The 16,381-nt window shown below is 55.9% G+C and carries 13 protein-coding genes, 4 tRNA genes and 2 rRNA genes; all 19 read left to right on the top strand.

Annotated elements, in window-relative coordinates; genetic code table 11:
- Positions 1–80: ribosomal RNA gene (locus CAF65_RS22495) — 23S ribosomal RNA — on the top strand; the annotation flags it as partial.
- Between the two features lie 145 nt (positions 81–225).
- Positions 226–341: ribosomal RNA gene (gene rrf, locus CAF65_RS22490) — 5S ribosomal RNA — on the top strand.
- A gap of 137 nt (positions 342–478) precedes the next feature.
- Positions 479–1,438: a bifunctional biotin--[acetyl-CoA-carboxylase] ligase/biotin operon repressor BirA gene (gene birA / locus CAF65_RS22485; RefSeq protein WP_085718235.1), complete on the top strand. Its 960-nt coding sequence runs from the start codon at positions 479–481 to the stop codon at positions 1,436–1,438.
- On the top strand, positions 1,428–2,177 hold the full coding sequence (locus CAF65_RS22480; protein WP_085718234.1) for a pantothenate kinase: 750 nt from the start codon (positions 1,428–1,430) through the stop codon (positions 2,175–2,177). The genes birA and CAF65_RS22480 overlap by 11 nt, the downstream gene beginning before the upstream one ends.
- A 7-nt stretch (positions 2,178–2,184) precedes the next feature.
- On the top strand, positions 2,185–2,625 hold the full coding sequence (locus CAF65_RS22475; RefSeq protein WP_085718233.1) for a hypothetical protein: 441 nt from the start codon (positions 2,185–2,187) through the stop codon (positions 2,623–2,625).
- Positions 2,626–2,768: 143 nt separating this feature from the next.
- Positions 2,769–2,853: transfer RNA gene (locus CAF65_RS22470), tRNA-Tyr, on the top strand.
- 24 nt (positions 2,854–2,877) lie between these two features.
- Positions 2,878–2,951 (top strand) — tRNA-Gly (locus CAF65_RS22465).
- A gap of 26 nt (positions 2,952–2,977) precedes the next feature.
- A tRNA-Thr gene (locus CAF65_RS22460) sits at positions 2,978–3,053 on the top strand.
- Positions 3,054–3,225: 172 nt separating this feature from the next.
- Positions 3,226–3,301, top strand: a tRNA-Trp gene (locus tag CAF65_RS22455).
- Positions 3,302–3,346: 45 nt separating this feature from the next.
- Positions 3,347–3,715 (top strand): preprotein translocase subunit SecE, encoded by a 369-nt coding sequence (gene secE, locus CAF65_RS22450; protein ID WP_085718232.1) that lies wholly within the window; start codon positions 3,347–3,349, stop codon positions 3,713–3,715.
- A gap of 9 nt (positions 3,716–3,724) precedes the next feature.
- On the top strand, positions 3,725–4,258 hold the full coding sequence (gene nusG / locus CAF65_RS22445; protein ID WP_007984405.1) for a transcription termination/antitermination protein NusG: 534 nt from the start codon (positions 3,725–3,727) through the stop codon (positions 4,256–4,258).
- Between the two features lie 117 nt (positions 4,259–4,375).
- A complete protein-coding gene (gene rplK / locus CAF65_RS22440; RefSeq protein ID WP_003176435.1) occupies positions 4,376–4,807 on the top strand; it encodes a 50S ribosomal protein L11 in 432 nt (143 codons plus the stop codon).
- Entirely contained in the window at positions 4,807–5,502 is a 696-nt protein-coding gene (rplA, locus tag CAF65_RS22435) for a 50S ribosomal protein L1 (protein WP_003228754.1), read from the top strand. The genes rplK and rplA overlap by 1 nt, the downstream gene beginning before the upstream one ends.
- A 198-nt stretch (positions 5,503–5,700) precedes the next feature.
- Positions 5,701–6,201: a 50S ribosomal protein L10 gene (gene rplJ / locus CAF65_RS22430; protein WP_085718231.1), complete on the top strand. Its 501-nt coding sequence runs from the start codon at positions 5,701–5,703 to the stop codon at positions 6,199–6,201.
- An 80-nt stretch (positions 6,202–6,281) separates the two neighbouring features.
- Positions 6,282–6,647: a 50S ribosomal protein L7/L12 gene (gene rplL, locus CAF65_RS22425; protein ID WP_003255496.1), complete on the top strand. Its 366-nt coding sequence runs from the start codon at positions 6,282–6,284 to the stop codon at positions 6,645–6,647.
- A gap of 220 nt (positions 6,648–6,867) precedes the next feature.
- Positions 6,868–10,941, top strand: coding sequence for a DNA-directed RNA polymerase subunit beta (gene rpoB / locus CAF65_RS22420; protein ID WP_085718230.1), 4,074 nt, complete (start codon positions 6,868–6,870; stop codon positions 10,939–10,941).
- Between the two features lie 64 nt (positions 10,942–11,005).
- Positions 11,006–15,205: a DNA-directed RNA polymerase subunit beta' gene (gene rpoC, locus CAF65_RS22415; protein ID WP_085718229.1), complete on the top strand. Its 4,200-nt coding sequence runs from the start codon at positions 11,006–11,008 to the stop codon at positions 15,203–15,205.
- A 216-nt stretch (positions 15,206–15,421) separates the two neighbouring features.
- Positions 15,422–15,793 carry a 30S ribosomal protein S12 gene (gene rpsL / locus CAF65_RS22410; RefSeq protein ID WP_003186084.1) on the top strand — a complete coding sequence of 124 codons (372 nt, stop codon included), beginning with the start codon at positions 15,422–15,424 and terminating at the stop codon, positions 15,791–15,793.
- A 109-nt stretch (positions 15,794–15,902) separates the two neighbouring features.
- Entirely contained in the window at positions 15,903–16,376 is a 474-nt protein-coding gene (gene rpsG, locus CAF65_RS22405) for a 30S ribosomal protein S7 (RefSeq protein ID WP_007957592.1), read from the top strand.
- The last annotated feature ends 5 nt before the right edge of the window (positions 16,377–16,381 follow it).

The following is a 16,381-nucleotide window of genomic DNA, read 5'->3' as shown; positions in this document are numbered from 1 at the left end:
TACGACGTTGATAGGTTGGGTGTGTAAGCGCTGTGAGGCGTTGAGCTAACCAATACTAATTGCCCGTGAGGCTTGACCATATAACACCCAAGCAATTTGACTACTCGAAAGAGCATCAGATTGCGGTGTGTGAAGACGCAATGAACCGAAAGTTCGCACAACACACAAATCTATCGCATGCCCAATTTGCTGAAACGTCGAAAGACGGGTCGGCACACCGAATTTCTTGACGACCATAGAGCGTTGGAACCACCTGATCCCATCCCGAACTCAGAAGTGAAACGATGCATCGCCGATGGTAGTGTGGGGTTTCCCCATGTGAGAGTAGGTCATCGTCAAGATTAAATTCCGAAACCCCTATCTGCATACGCAGGTAGGGGTTTTGTTTTTGGCCGCAGGAAAGTCACGGCTACTGGATTTCTATGCAATAGCGCGGCGCGTGGCTATCATGCGGGCCTCATTGTGAGGCGAGACCTGCATGCTGACGTTGTTAAAGCTTCTTAAAGATGGCCGATTCCATTCGGGTCAGGCGTTGGGTGCTGCCCTGGGCGTCAGTCGTAGTGCCGTGTGGAAGCAGCTTCAGCATTTGGAGGCTGAGCTGGGTTTGTCTATCCATAAAGTTCGTGGGCGCGGCTATCAGTTGTCCGCGCCGTTAGCGCTGCTCGATCCTGCCGAGATAAGTGCGCAGGCGCTTTCCTGCGACTGGCCCGTCCAGGTCTACGACTCGATCGACTCCACGAATGCCGAGGCGCTGCGTGCTATAGAGCAGGGCCTGCCGGCACCATTCCTTGTGCTTGCGGAGCGGCAGACGGCCGGGCGCGGGCGACGTGGTCGCAAGTGGGTCAGTCCATTCGCAGAAAACGTCTATTACAGCCTGGTGCTGCGCATTGATGGTGGGATGCGTCAGTTGGAGGGTTTGAGTCTCGTCGTTGGGCTTGCTGTTTTGCAGACGCTGCGTGAGCTCGGCATTGCAACTGCTGGATTAAAGTGGCCTAACGATGTCCTTGTGGGTCAGAAAAAGATCGCGGGAATATTGCTCGAGTTGGTTGGCGACCCTGCTGATGTGTGCCACGTGGTTCTCGGGGTGGGAATCAATGTGAACATGCAGTCCGCTGACGAGGTGGACCAGCAATGGACATCCATGCGACTCGAGTCTGGCAGATTGTTTGATCGCAACCAGTTGGTCGCCAGGTTGGGGGAGATGCTGCAGCGATACCTGGCTCGACACCAGGCGGGTGGTTTTTTGGCGATCCAGTCCGAGTGGGAGCAAAATCACCTGTGGCAGGGGCGAAGCGTGTCGTTGATTGCCGGTGTCAATCAAATTGATGGCGAGGTGCTTGGTATCGATAGCCAGGGCGCCTTGCGCCTGAAGGTGGATGGTGTGGAGAAAGTCTTCAGTGGTGGTGAATTGAGCCTGAGGTTGCGTGATGATTCTTGAGCTCGATTGTGGGAATAGTTTCATCAAGTGGCGCGTGCTTGCCGTAAATGCCGGGCAGGTGCTTGGTGAGGGAGTCGTCGACTCCGATCTCGCATTGCTTGAGGGGTTGAGGGGGCTCAAAGGGCTTGTTCTCACGTTTTGCCGGTTGGTGAGCGTCAGGACTGCGGAGGAGACGGGGGCGCTGACGTCTTTGCTGAGGGAAACCTTTGGCGTGCCGGTTGTGTGCGCAACGCCGGCACGCGAAATGTCAGGCGTGCGCAATGGGTATGAGGAGTTTGAGCGGCTGGGTCTGGATCGGTGGCTTGCAATGCTTGGAGGCTTTCATCTGGCTTCAGGTGCGTGCCTGGTGCTCGACTTCGGTACGGCCGTGACTGCTGACTTTATCGCGGCGGATGGAGAGCACCTGGGTGGTTTCATCTGTCCGGGCATGCCGTTGATGCGCAACCAATTGCGCACCCATACTCGCAAAATTCGTTATGGGGACCTGGCGGCTGAGCAGGCTCTGGAAAGTCTTGTTCCTGGTCGCGCGACTGTTGAGGCTGTAGAGCGTGGTTGTTTGTTGATGCTGCGCGGCTTCGTGCTGACTCAGCTCGACTTGGCGCGCAGTTACTGGGGTGAGGACTTTGTCGTATTTCTCACCGGGGGGGATGCAAACCTGGTTTCTGAGGTCGTGCCTCAGGCCAGGGTGGTTCCGGACTTGGTGTTTGTCGGATTGGCCATGGCCTGTCCCTTGTCCTGAGGTTTTTATGCGTTGGTTGTTTCTGCTGCTGCTTGTCCTCAATGCCTTCTACTATATCTGGCATCAACAAGAGGCCCCTCTGCGCGCCAAGGATGTCACGCCCTTGAGTCTGTATCGCGGGTCCCAGCAAGATATCCGCCTGTTGAGCGAAGCAAATGACGTATCCAAAGATAAGGGTAAAGCTGTCTCGGCAGACAATGGCTGTCTTTATCTGGGGGGGTATACACGCCAGGAGTCCGCGCAGGCGGTTGAGCGGCGGTTGAGCGGGATGGAGGTTAAGTACCAGGCCCTGCCAAGAGCCGGGTCGGAAAGTGCCGGGTATTGGGTGCGTATTGCCCCGGAAAGCCGGCGCTGGCTGGACGATCTTCAGCTGATAAACCTTTCTAAAGAATTCAATGAGTTAAAACATAAAATAATGCCGTGTGAGGGGGTTGCACCCACTGAATAGTTTGCATAGAATGGCGCCCGCTCCACAGCGAACACCGGAAACGGTTGGCGGTGTGAAGTGAGGTCAACGCAGCTAAGCTCAGGTTTTTAATGAGAAAAATGCTTGACAGAAGGCTGGCATGATGTAGAATGCCGGCTCGCTTAGGAGGGGTTCCCGAGCGGCCAAAGGGATCAGACTGTAAATCTGACGTCTACGACTTCGAAGGTTCGAATCCTTCCCCCTCCACCATTTTTAGCGAGAGCTGTAAGCCTCGCGGGTATAGTTTAGTGGTAGAACCTCAGCCTTCCAAGCTGATGATGCGGGTTCGATTCCCGCTACCCGCTCCAAGTTTACAGGTTTTGCACAGTGTTACGCTCTTGTAGCTCAGTTGGTAGAGCACACCCTTGGTAAGGGTGAGGTCAGCGGTTCAAATCCGCTCAAGAGCTCCATATGACAAGGCAGATATGAAAATATCTGCCTTTGTTTTAAGTGGTTCAGGTTGCCTTTGGTTGTTCGCAGCGGTGGTTGCATCGTCGGTGCGGATGTCGTAATCAGGGTGGCAGAGTAAATTGTTGTAAAGTCTCCTTCAGGCCGGCATAATGGTCGGCCTGATTTTGTTTTAGGTCAGTAGCTCAATTGGCAGAGCGACGGTCTCCAAAACCGTAGGTTGGGGGTTCGATTCCCTCCTGACCTGCCAGATTCACTTGGTGTGTCTGGCTTTCTTTTCACAGGATCTTCATAGATGACTCCTAAAGCTGAAGCTCAAGGCACTCGCTTCGATCTCCTCAAGTGGCTGGTGGTAGTCGCTCTGGTGATTGTTGGCGTTGTTGGAAATCAGTATTTCTCTGCTTCGCCGATCCTGTACCGCGTACTCGCATTGCTTGCTATTGCTGCTGTAGCTGCCTTTGTAGGCCTGCAGACTGCGAAGGGCAAGTCTTTCTTTGTACTGGTTAAGGAAGCTCGCACCGAGATTCGTAAAGTCGTGTGGCCAACTCGCCAAGAGACCACGCAGACCACCCTGATTGTGGTGGCTGTTGTTCTGGTTATGGCGTTGCTGTTGTGGGGGCTTGATTCCCTGCTCGGCTGGCTTGTTTCCTTGATCGTCGGCTAAGGGTGTCCCGTGGCTAAGCGTTGGTATGTTGTGCATGCTTACTCCGGTTACGAGAAGCATGTAATGCGCTCGCTGATCGAGCGCGTAAAGCTGGCCGGTATGGAAGATGGCTTCGGCGAGATTCTGGTTCCCACTGAAGAAGTGGTTGAAATGCGTAATGGCCAGAAGCGCAAAAGCGAGCGCAAATTCTTCCCTGGCTACGTGCTGGTACAGATGGATATGAACGAGGGTACCTGGCACTTGGTCAAGGATACTCCTCGGGTGATGGGTTTTATTGGCGGTACCGCCGACAAGCCTGCGCCGATCACCGACAAAGAGGCGGAAGCGATTCTGCGCCGTGTTGCTGATGGTAGCGACAAGCCAAAGCCGAAGACGTTGTTCGAGCCGGGCGAGTCGGTGCGAGTCAACGATGGCCCGTTCGCGGACTTTACCGGTGTTGTTGAAGAAGTTAACTACGAGAAGAGCCGGATCCAGGTCGCAGTGCTCATTTTCGGTCGCTCTACTCCGGTGGAGCTCGAGTTCAGTCAGGTCGAAAAGGTCTAACTGAGCAAAAATCCCAACCCCGCAGCCGTAGGCTGTGGGGTTTTGTCGTCACTGGGATAAACGCGCAAGTAACCGGGGAGCCTCTCGAGGCGTTCGAACCCGTAATTGGAGTGCCTCATGGCCAAGAAGATTACCGCTTACATCAAGCTGCAAGTGAAGGCCGCTCAGGCTAACCCAAGCCCACCTGTTGGTCCTGCTCTGGGTCAGCACGGCGTGAACATCATGGAATTCTGCAAGGCCTTCAACGCCCGTACTCAGGGTCTTGAGCCAGGTCTGCCGACTCCAGTGATCATCACTGTCTACAGCGACCGTAGCTTCACTTTCGAAACCAAATCCACCCCTGCTTCGGTTCTGCTGAAGAAGGCGGCCGGTCTGACCAGCGGTTCCGCTCGTCCGAACACCGTTAAGGTTGGCACCGTGACTCGTGCTCAGCTGGAAGAAATCGCGAAAACCAAAAACGCGGATCTGACTGCAGCTGATATGGATGCAGCCGTGCGTACTATCGCCGGTTCTGCTCGTAGCATGGGCCTTAACGTGGAGGGTGTGTAATGGCTAAGCTGACCAAGCGTCAAAAGGCTATCGCCGGCAAAATCGAAGCAGGCAAGGCCTACAACATTGTTGACGCCGCTGCTCTGCTGGCCGAGCTGTCGACTGTCAAGTTCAGCGAGTCGTTCGACGTAGCTGTAAACCTGGGTGTTGACCCGCGTAAATCCGACCAGGTCGTTCGTAGCGCTACTGTGCTGCCGCACGGCACTGGCAAGACTGTTCGCGTTGCTGTGTTCACCCAGGGTCCAGCTGCTGAAGCCGCTCTGGCTGCCGGCGCTGACCGCGTAGGTATGGATGACCTGGCTGCCGAAATGAAAGGCGGCGACCTGAACTATGACGTAGTGATTGCATCCCCGGATGCAATGCGCGTTGTGGGTCAGTTGGGTCAGATCCTCGGTCCACGTGGCCTGATGCCTAACCCTAAAGTTGGCACCGTAACCCCAGACGTAGCTACCGCGGTTAAAAACGCCAAGGCTGGTCAGGTTCGTTATCGCACCGACAAAAACGGCATCATCCACACTTCCGTTGGCAAGATCGGCTTCGACGCCGTCAAGCTGAAGGAAAACGTTGAAGCCCTGATCGCTGATCTGAAGCGTATCAAGCCAGCTTCCTCGAAAGGCATTTACGTCAAGCGCGTTACCCTGAGCACCACTATGGGCCCAGGTCTGGTCATCGACCAAAGCTCGCTCGACGCGTAAGACACAGATTGGCGCAAGCGATTGCGCCAATTGAAAAATTGGGGTCCCTGCCTGGCGGGGGCTATCCAAGACCGTAGGCGACGCAAGTCTTAAACCACAAGCCTACGCAGATGGTGCTCCCGGTTCCTTACCGAATCAGACACCAAAACGACATCCGGTTTCGACCAGATGAAACGGTAATAAGCAGGAGTTAAACCCGTGGCAATTAAACTCGAAGACAAGAAGGCCATCGTCGCTGAAGTCAACGAGGCTGCCAAAGTCGCTCTGTCCGCTGTCGTGGCTGATGCCCGTGGCGTAACAGTAGGCGCGATGACCGGACTCCGTAAAGAGGCCCGCGAAGCTGGCGTTTACGTGCGTGTCGTACGTAACACCCTGCTCAAGCGCGCTGTTGAAGGCACTCAGTATGATGTGCTCAACGACGCGTTCGTCGGCCCGACCTTGATTGCATTCTCGAAAGAGCATCCGGGCGCTGCTGCCCGTATCTTCAAAGAGTTCGCAAAAGGTCAGGACAAGTTCGAAATCAAGGCAGCTGCGTTCGAGGGCAAGTTCCTCGCAGCAAACCAGATCGATGTGTTGGCTTCGCTGCCGACCCGCGACGAAGCTATCGCGAAGCTGATGAGCGTGATCCAAGGCGCTACCAGCAAGCTGGCTCGTACTCTGGCGGCCGTTCGCGACCAGAAAGAAGCTGCTGCTGCCTAAGGCACTGCAAGCCCTTTCAAAATCATATGTTTAATTTGATGGCTGCGTAGGCTGTCACCCCAATACAGGAATTTATAGTCATGTCTCTGACTAACGAACAAATCATCGAAGCAATCGGCCAGAAAACTGTTCTGGAAGTTGTTGAGCTGATCAAGGCAATGGAAGAAACCTTCGGCGTTACCGCTGCTGTGGCTGCTGCTGGTCCAGCTGCTGCTGCCGCTGTTGTTGAAGAGCAAACCGAGTTCAACGTTGTTCTGGTTGAAGCCGGCGACAAGAAAGTGAACGTGATCAAGGCAGTTCGTGAGCTGACTGGTCTGGGCCTGAAAGAAGCCAAAGAGAAAGTAGATGGCGCTCCTCAGGTTGTAGCTGAAGGCGTTTCGAAAGAAGCTGCTGAAGACGCTAAGAAGAAGCTGGAAGAAGCAGGCGCTAAAGTCGAGCTGAAGTAAGCATCGACTTTGCTCCTCCAGCCCGAGCGTTAAGCGACAGGCTGATGGCTGGTGGCTCTTGCCACCGGCCTTTTTCCGTTATTGGCAGCCGACTGGGTCGGTGCCGATAACGTGCTGTAACCACCCGATGCGGTGGCGCAAACCATGGGGTTTGCACGATTTTCTGGCTGCTCCCGTCGGGAGGGGCCAAACAAGCAGGTGACCAAGCTGGGGAACGCTGATGGCTTACTCATATACTGAGAAAAAACGTATCCGCAAGGACTTTAGCAAGTTGCCGGACGTCATGGATGTGCCGTACCTCCTGGCCATCCAGCTGGATTCGTATCGTGAATTCTTGCAAGCGGGAGCGACTAAAGATCAGTTCCGCGACGTGGGCCTGCATGCGGCCTTCAAATCCGTTTTCCCGATCATCAGCTACTCCGGCAATGCTGCGCTGGAGTACGTCGGATATCGTCTGGGCGAACCGGCATTTGATGTCAAAGAATGCGTATTGCGCGGTGTAACTTACGCCGTACCTTTGCGGGTAAAAGTGCGCCTGATCATTTTCGACAAAGAATCGTCGAACAAAGCGATCAAGGACATCAAAGAGCAAGAAGTCTACATGGGTGAAATTCCCCTGATGACTGAAAACGGTACCTTCGTAATCAACGGTACCGAGCGTGTAATCGTTTCCCAGCTGCACCGTTCCCCGGGCGTGTTCTTCGACCACGACCGTGGCAAGACGCACAGCTCCGGCAAACTGCTGTACTCCGCGCGCATCATTCCTTACCGCGGTTCGTGGCTGGACTTCGAGTTCGACCCGAAAGACTGCGTATTCGTGCGTATCGACCGTCGTCGCAAGCTGCCTGCCTCGGTACTGCTGCGCGCGCTGGGCTATACCACTGAAGAAGTGCTGGACGCGTTCTATACCACCAACGTATTCCACGTGAAGGGCGAGACCCTGAGCCTGGAGCTGGTGCCTCAGCGCCTGCGCGGTGAAATCGCTGTCCTCGATATTCAGGATGACAAAGGCAAGGTTATTGTCGAGCAAGGTCGCCGTATCACCGCTCGCCACATCAACCAGCTGGAAAAAGCCGGTATCAAAGAGCTGGATGTGCCGCTGGACTACGTCCTGGGTCGCACAACCGCCAAGGTCATCGTGCATCCGGCAACCGGCGAAATCCTGGCAGAGTGCAACACCGAGCTGAGCACCGAGATCCTGGCGAAAATCGCCAAGGCCGGCGTTGTTCGCATCGAAACTCTGTACACCAACGATATCGACTGCGGTCCGTTCGTCTCCGACACTTTGAAGATCGACTCCACCAGCAACCAACTGGAAGCGCTGGTCGAGATCTATCGCATGATGCGTCCTGGCGAGCCGCCAACCAAAGACGCTGCAGAGACCCTGTTCAACAACCTGTTCTTCAGCCCTGAGCGCTATGACCTGTCTGCGGTCGGCCGGATGAAGTTCAACCGTCGTATCGGTCGTACCGAGATCGAAGGTTCGGGCGTGCTGTGCAAGGAAGATATCGTCGCGGTACTGAAGACCCTGGTCGACATCCGTAACGGTAAAGGCATCGTCGATGACATCGACCACCTGGGTAACCGTCGTGTTCGCTGCGTAGGCGAGATGGCCGAGAACCAGTTCCGCGTTGGCCTGGTACGTGTTGAGCGTGCGGTCAAAGAGCGTCTGTCGATGGCTGAAAGCGAAGGCCTGATGCCGCAAGACCTGATCAACGCCAAGCCAGTGGCTGCAGCGGTGAAAGAGTTCTTCGGTTCCAGCCAGCTGTCCCAGTTCATGGACCAGAACAACCCGCTGTCCGAGATCACCCACAAGCGTCGTGTTTCTGCACTCGGCCCTGGCGGTTTGACTCGTGAGCGTGCCGGCTTTGAAGTTCGTGACGTACACCCGACACACTACGGTCGCGTATGTCCGATTGAAACGCCGGAAGGTCCGAACATCGGTCTGATCAACTCCCTCGCCGCTTATGCGCGCACCAACCAGTACGGCTTCCTGGAAAGCCCGTACCGCGTGGTGAAAGACGCTCTGGTCACCGACGAGATCGTATTCCTGTCCGCCATCGAAGAAGCTGATCACGTGATCGCTCAGGCTTCGGCCACGATGAACGACAAGAAAGTCCTGATCGACGAACTGGTAGCTGTTCGTCACCTGAACGAATTCACCGTCAAGGCGCCGGAAGACGTCACCTTGATGGACGTTTCGCCGAAGCAGGTAGTTTCGGTGGCTGCGTCGCTGATTCCGTTCCTCGAGCACGACGACGCCAACCGTGCGTTGATGGGTTCGAACATGCAGCGTCAAGCTGTACCAACCCTGCGCGCTGACAAGCCGCTGGTAGGTACCGGCATGGAGCGTAACGTAGCCCGTGACTCCGGCGTTTGTGTCGTGGCTCGTCGTGGCGGCGTGATCGACTCTGTCGACGCCAGCCGTATCGTGGTCCGTGTTGCCGATGACGAAGTTGAAACCGGTGAAGCCGGTGTCGACATCTACAACCTGACCAAATACACCCGCTCCAACCAGAACACCTGCATCAACCAGCGTCCACTGGTGCGTAAGGGTGATCGGGTTCAGCGTAGTGACATCATGGCCGACGGTCCGTCCACCGACATGGGTGAACTGGCACTGGGTCAAAACATGCGCATCGCGTTCATGGCATGGAACGGCTTCAACTTCGAAGACTCCATCTGCCTGTCCGAGCGTGTGGTTCAGGAAGACCGCTTCACCACGATCCACATCCAGGAACTGACCTGTGTGGCGCGTGACACCAAGCTTGGCCCAGAGGAAATCACTGCGGACATCCCGAACGTGGGTGAAGCTGCGCTGAACAAGCTGGACGAAGCCGGTATCGTTTACGTCGGTGCTGAAGTTGGCCCGGGCGACATCCTGGTTGGTAAGGTCACTCCGAAAGGCGAGACCCAGCTGACTCCGGAAGAAAAACTGCTGCGTGCAATCTTCGGTGAGAAGGCCAGCGACGTTAAGGACACCTCCCTGCGCGTACCAACCGGTACCAAGGGTACTGTCATTGACGTTCAGGTATTCACCCGCGATGGCGTTGAGCGTGACAGCCGTGCCCTGTCGATCGAGAAGAGCCAGCTCGACGAGATCCGCAAGGACCTCAACGAAGAGTTCCGTATCGTTGAAGGCGCCACTTTCGAACGTCTGCGTTCCGCTCTGGTCGGGCACAAAGCCGAAGGCGGCGCCGGTCTGAAGAAAGGTCAGGATATCACCGACGAAGTTCTCGACGGTCTCGAGCATGGCCAGTGGTTCAAACTGCGCATGGCTGAAGATGCTCTGAACGAGCAGCTCGAGAAGGCTCAGGCCTACATCGTTGATCGCCGCCGTCTGCTGGACGACAAGTTCGAAGACAAGAAGCGCAAACTGCAGCAAGGCGATGACCTGGCTCCGGGCGTGCTGAAAATCGTCAAGGTTTACCTGGCAATCCGTCGTCGCATCCAGCCGGGCGACAAGATGGCCGGTCGTCACGGTAACAAAGGTGTGGTCTCCGTGATCATGCCGGTTGAAGACATGCCGCACGATGCCAATGGCACCCCGGTCGACGTTGTCCTCAACCCGTTGGGCGTACCTTCGCGTATGAACGTCGGTCAGATCCTTGAAACCCACCTGGGCCTCGCGGCCAAAGGTCTGGGCGAGAAGATCAACCGTATGGTTGAAGAGCAGCGCAAGGTTGCCGAGCTGCGCACCTTCCTGGATGAGATCTACAACCAGATCGGTGGTCGCAACGAAGCGCTGGATACGTTCTCCGACCAGGAAATCCTGGATCTGGCGCAAAACCTGCGTAACGGCGTTCCAATGGCTACTCCGGTATTCGACGGTGCCAAGGAAGTTGAAATCAAGGCCATGCTGAAACTGGCTGACCTGCCAGAAAGCGGCCAGATGCAGCTGACCGATGGCCGTACTGGCAACAAGTTCGAGCGCCCGGTTACCGTTGGCTACATGTACATGCTGAAGCTGAACCACTTGGTAGACGACAAGATGCACGCTCGTTCTACCGGTTCGTACAGCCTGGTTACCCAGCAGCCGCTGGGTGGTAAGGCGCAGTTCGGTGGTCAGCGTTTCGGGGAGATGGAGGTCTGGGCACTGGAAGCATACGGTGCTGCATACACTCTGCAAGAAATGCTCACAGTGAAGTCGGACGATGTGAACGGCCGGACCAAGATGTACAAAAACATCGTGGACGGCGATCACCGTATGGAGCCGGGCATGCCCGAGTCCTTCAACGTGTTGATCAAGGAAATTCGTTCCCTCGGCATCGATATCGATCTGGAAACCGAATAACACGTGACGCGAATCGAGAGCGGGGCAGGATTGCCCGCTCTCTGCTCCGCCAGGAGGAAAGGCCTTGAAAGACCTACTGAATTTGCTGAAAAACCAGGGTCAAGTCGAAGAGTTCGACGCCATCCGTATCGGATTGGCCTCGCCTGAGATGATCCGCTCGTGGTCGTTCGGTGAAGTTAAAAAGCCGGAAACCATCAACTACCGTACGTTCAAGCCTGAGCGTGACGGTCTGTTCTGCGCCAAGATCTTTGGCCCGGTAAAGGATTACGAGTGCCTGTGCGGTAAGTACAAGCGCTTGAAGCATCGCGGTGTGATCTGCGAGAAGTGCGGCGTTGAAGTCGCGCTGGCAAAAGTTCGTCGTGAGCGCATGGCGCACATCGAACTGGCCTCGCCGGTTGCTCATATCTGGTTCCTGAAGTCGCTGCCGTCCCGTATCGGCTTGCTGATGGACATGACCCTGCGTGATATCGAACGCGTTCTCTACTTCGAGAGCTACGTCGTGATCGATCCAGGCATGACCACCCTTGAAAAAGGACAGCTGCTGAACGACGAGCAGTACTTCGAAGCGCTGGAAGAGTTCGGCGACGATTTCGATGCCCGCATGGGTGCCGAAGCTGTCCGTGAACTGCTGCACGCTATCGACCTGGAGCACGAGATTGGCCGTCTGCGTGAAGAGATTCCGCAAACCAACTCCGAAACCAAGATCAAGAAGCTGTCCAAGCGTCTGAAGTTGATGGAAGCCTTCCAGGGTTCCGGCAACCTGCCAGAGTGGATGGTGCTGACCGTTCTGCCGGTTCTGCCGCCAGATCTGCGTCCACTGGTCCCGCTGGATGGCGGTCGCTTCGCGACTTCCGACCTCAACGATCTGTATCGTCGAGTGATCAACCGTAACAATCGTTTGAAGCGCCTGCTGGATCTGTCCGCTCCGGACATCATCGTGCGCAACGAAAAGCGTATGCTGCAGGAAGCCGTTGACGCACTGCTCGACAACGGTCGTCGTGGCCGTGCTATCACTGGTTCCAACAAGCGTCCTCTGAAATCCCTGGCTGACATGATCAAGGGTAAGCAGGGTCGTTTCCGTCAGAACTTGCTCGGTAAGCGTGTTGACTACTCCGGCCGTTCGGTAATTACCGTAGGTCCGACCCTGCGTCTGCACCAGTGCGGTCTGCCGAAGAAGATGGCTCTCGAGCTGTTCAAACCGTTCATTTTCGGCAAGCTGGAAATGCGTGGTCTGGCGACCACCATCAAAGCGGCCAAGAAAATGGTCGAGCGCGAGCTGCCGGAAGTTTGGGACGTTCTTGCTGAGGTTATTCGCGAACACCCGGTTCTTCTCAACCGTGCACCGACCCTTCACCGTCTGGGTATCCAGGCGTTTGAACCAGTGCTGATCGAAGGCAAGGCTATCCAGCTGCACCCTCTGGTCTGTGCTGCGTACAACGCCGACTTCGACGGCGACCAAATGGCCGTGCACGTACCGCTGACACTGGAAGCCCAGCTCGAAGCGCGTGCGTTGATGATGTCGACCAACAACATTCTGTCGCCAGCCAACGGTGAGCCAATCATCGTTCCTTCGCAGGACGTTGTATTGGGTCTGTACTACATGACTCGTGAAGCGATCAACGCCAAGGGCGAAGGTCGTGTGTTCGCGGATCTGCAGGAAGTTGACCGTGTGTTCCGTGCTGGCGAAGCCGCACTGCACGCCAAGGTCAAGGTGCGGATCAACGAAACCGTGAATGACCGTGATGGCGGCAGCGTGACCAACACTCGTATCGTCGACACCACTGTCGGCCGTGCGCTGTTGTTCCAGGTTGTGCCAAAAGGCCTGTCCTTCGACGTCGTCAACCTGCCGATGAAGAAAAAGGCCATCTCCAAACTGATCAACCAGTGCTACCGCGTGGTCGGTCTGAAAGAGACCGTGATCTTCGCTGACCAGTTGATGTACACCGGTTTTGCCTACTCGACCATTTCCGGCGTTTCCATCGGTGTTAACGACTTCGTTATCCCGGATGAAAAAGCACGCATCATCGGTACTGCTACCGACGAAGTGAAAGAGATCGAAAGTCAGTACGCCTCCGGCCTGGTAACCCAAGGCGAGAAGTACAACAAAGTGATCGACCTTTGGTCCAAGGCGAACGACGAAGTTTCCAAGGCGATGATGGCCAACCTCTCGAAAGAGAAAGTCATCGACCGTCATGGTGTCGAAGTCGACCAGGAGTCCTTCAACTCGATGTACATGATGGCCGACTCGGGTGCGCGGGGTTCTGCTGCGCAGATCCGTCAGCTCGCCGGTATGCGTGGCCTGATGGCCAAGCCGGACGGCTCCATCATCGAAACGCCGATTACTGCGAACTTCCGTGAAGGTTTGAGCGTACTTCAGTACTTCATCTCCACTCACGGTGCTCGTAAAGGTCTGGCGGATACCGCGTTGAAAACGGCGAACTCCGGTTACCTGACTCGTCGTCTGGTAGACGTGGCGCAGGATCTGGTTGTAACCGAAATCGATTGCGGCACCGAGCAAGGCCTGGTAATGACTCCGCATATTGAAGGCGGTGACGTTGTCGAGCCGTTGGGTGAGCGCGTATTGGGTCGTGTCATTGCCCGTGACGTATTCAAGCCAGGTACCGAGGACGTCATCGTTCCTGCTGGCACCCTGGTCGACGAGAAGTGGGTCGAGTTCATTGAGCTGAACAGCATCGACGAAGTGGTCGTTCGTTCGCCGATCAGCTGCGAAACGCGCTATGGCATTTGCGCCAAGTGCTACGGCCGCGATCTGGCTCGTGGTCACCAGGTGAACATCGGTGAATCTGTCGGCGTCATCGCTGCTCAGTCCATCGGTGAGCCGGGTACCCAGCTGACAATGCGTACGTTCCACATCGGTGGTGCGGCAAGCCGGACCTCCGCAGCCGACAGCGTACAGGTCAAGAATGGCGGTACCGTTCGTCTGCACAATTTGAAGCACGTGGAGCGAGTGGATGGGCACCTGGTTGCTGTGTCCCGTTCCGGTGAGCTGGCAATCGCTGATGACTTCGGTCGTGAGCGTGAGCGCTACAAGCTGCCGTACGGTGCCGTGATTTCGGTTAAAGAGGGTGACAAGGTCGACGCTGGCGCAATCGTGGCCAAGTGGGATCCGCACACTCACCCGATCGTTACCGAAATGAAAGGTAACGTGACCTACGTGGGCATGGAAGAAGGCATCACGATCAAGCGTCAGACTGACGAATTGACCGGTATGACCAACATTGAAGTTCTTGATCCTAAAGATCGTCCAGCTGCTGGCAAGGACATCCGTCCTGCCGTGAAGATGGTCGACGACAACGGCAAGGATCTGTTGCTGCCAGGCACTGACGTTATCGCTCAGTACTTCCTGCCAGCCAACGCCCTGGTCGGTGTGGCGGACGGTGCGAAAATCGCGATCGGTGATGTTATCGCTCGTATTCCGCAAGAGACTTCGAAGACTCGTGACATCACCGGTGGTCTGCCGCGGGTTGCCGACTTGTTTGAAGCTCGTCGTCCGAAAGAGGCTTCGATTCTGGCTGAAGTCAGCGGTACGATTGCGTTCGGTAAAGAGACCAAGGGCAAGCGCCGTCTGGTGATCACTCCGAACGACGGTAGCGACCCGTACGAAGAGCTGATTCCGAAGTGGCGCCACCTGAACGTCTTCGAAGGCGAACAAGTGAACCGTGGCGAAGTTATCTCTGACGGTCCAAGCGATCCACACGACATCCTGCGTCTGCTGGGTGTGAGTGCGCTGGCCAAGTACATCGTTAACGAGATCCAGGACGTTTACCGTCTGCAAGGCGTGAAGATCAACGATAAGCACATCGAGACCATCCTGCGTCAGATGCTGCGTAAAGTTGAGATCTCCGAGTCTGGCGATTCCAGCTTCATCAAGGGCGACCAGATGGAACTGACTCACGTACTGGTAGAGAACGAGCGCCTGAACGCGGAAGACAAGTTTGTCGCCAAATTCACCCGCGTTCTGCTGGGTATCACCAAGGCGTCGTTGTCCACCGAATCGTTCATCTCGGCTGCTTCCTTCCAGGAAACCACTCGTGTACTGACCGAAGCGGCAGTAACCGGCAAGCGCGACTACCTGCGCGGCCTGAAAGAAAACGTGGTCGTGGGTCGTCTGATCCCGGCTGGTACCGGTCTGGCTTATCACAGCGAGCGTAAGCGTCGCCGTGATGCAGACAAACCGTTGCGCGTAAGCGCCAGTGAAGTGGAAGCTGCACTGACCGAAGCGCTGAACTTGAGCGGTAACTGAGTTCTGCGGTAAATGAGCGTAAGGCCCTGGTCGCTCCGTTCATCGAATCGAGACAGTTTGTCGAGGTTGGATGAGCGGGGAGGGCGGGGCCTTGCCTTGACTGGGGGCAAGATCCTCTTTAGACTCTTGTACCCCTAAATTTGGCGGGGATTCGTTCCTGCCATTTTGCTTTTCTTGCAAGACAATAGCGTCGCAAGACAACAGTGGAGCTAGTAGATGGCAACTATCAACCAGCTGGTACGTCAGCCGCGTAAGCGTATCGTCGAGAAATCCGACGTGCCTGCGCTGCAGAACTGCCCGCAACGCCGTGGCGTGTGCACCCGTGTGTACACCACCACGCCGAAAAAACCTAACTCGGCATTGCGTAAAGTATGCCGTGTGCGTCTGACCAACGGTTTCGAGGTTTCCTCGTACATCGGTGGTGAAGGCCACAACCTGCAAGAGCACAGCGTGGTGCTGATCCGCGGCGGTCGTGTAAAAGACTTGCCGGGTGTTCGTTACCACACCGTTCGCGGCTCCTTGGATACTTCCGGCGTTAAAGGCCGTAACCAGGGTCGTTCGAAGTACGGTACCAAGCGTCCGAAGTAATCGGTCGCTCTGCAGTTATCTATTTTATTGAGTCGATAAGAGTAAGGTCGGGCACGTATCTCTCGAGATCTGTTCCGAACTAACCTGAAGACCGTTTGAGGGCTTATCAATGCCAAGACGTCGCGTAGCAGCAAAGCGTGAGATTCTGGACGATCCGAAATACGGAAGCCAAATCCTCGCCAAATTCATGAACCACGTTATGGAAAGCGGCAAGAAAGCCGTTGCCGAGCGTATCGTTTATGGTGCCCTGGAAACCGTTGCGGCTCGTAAGACCGGAACCGATCCCCTGGAACTCTTCGAAAAAGCACTCGACGCCATCGCTCCGCTGGTCGAAGTGAAGTCGCGCCGCGTTGGTGGTGCTACTTACCAGGTTCCGGTCGAGGTTCGTCCTTCCCGTCGTAACGCTCTGGCAATGCGCTGGCTGGTAGACTTCGCCCGTAAGCGTGGCGAAAAGTCCATGGCTCTGCGCTTGGCTGGCGAGTTGCTGGATGCTGCTGAAGGTAAGGGTGCTGCTGTTAAGAAGCGTGAAGACGTGCACCGTATGGCCGAGGCTAACAAGGCTTTCTCGCACTACCGCTTCTAATTTTA

Source organism: Pseudomonas sp. B28(2017), from assembly GCF_002113025.1.
GTDB lineage: Bacteria > Pseudomonadota > Gammaproteobacteria > Pseudomonadales > Pseudomonadaceae > Aquipseudomonas.
The sequence above is the reverse complement of the archived record's forward strand: the minus strand, read 5'-3'. Positions and strand labels throughout refer to the sequence as shown.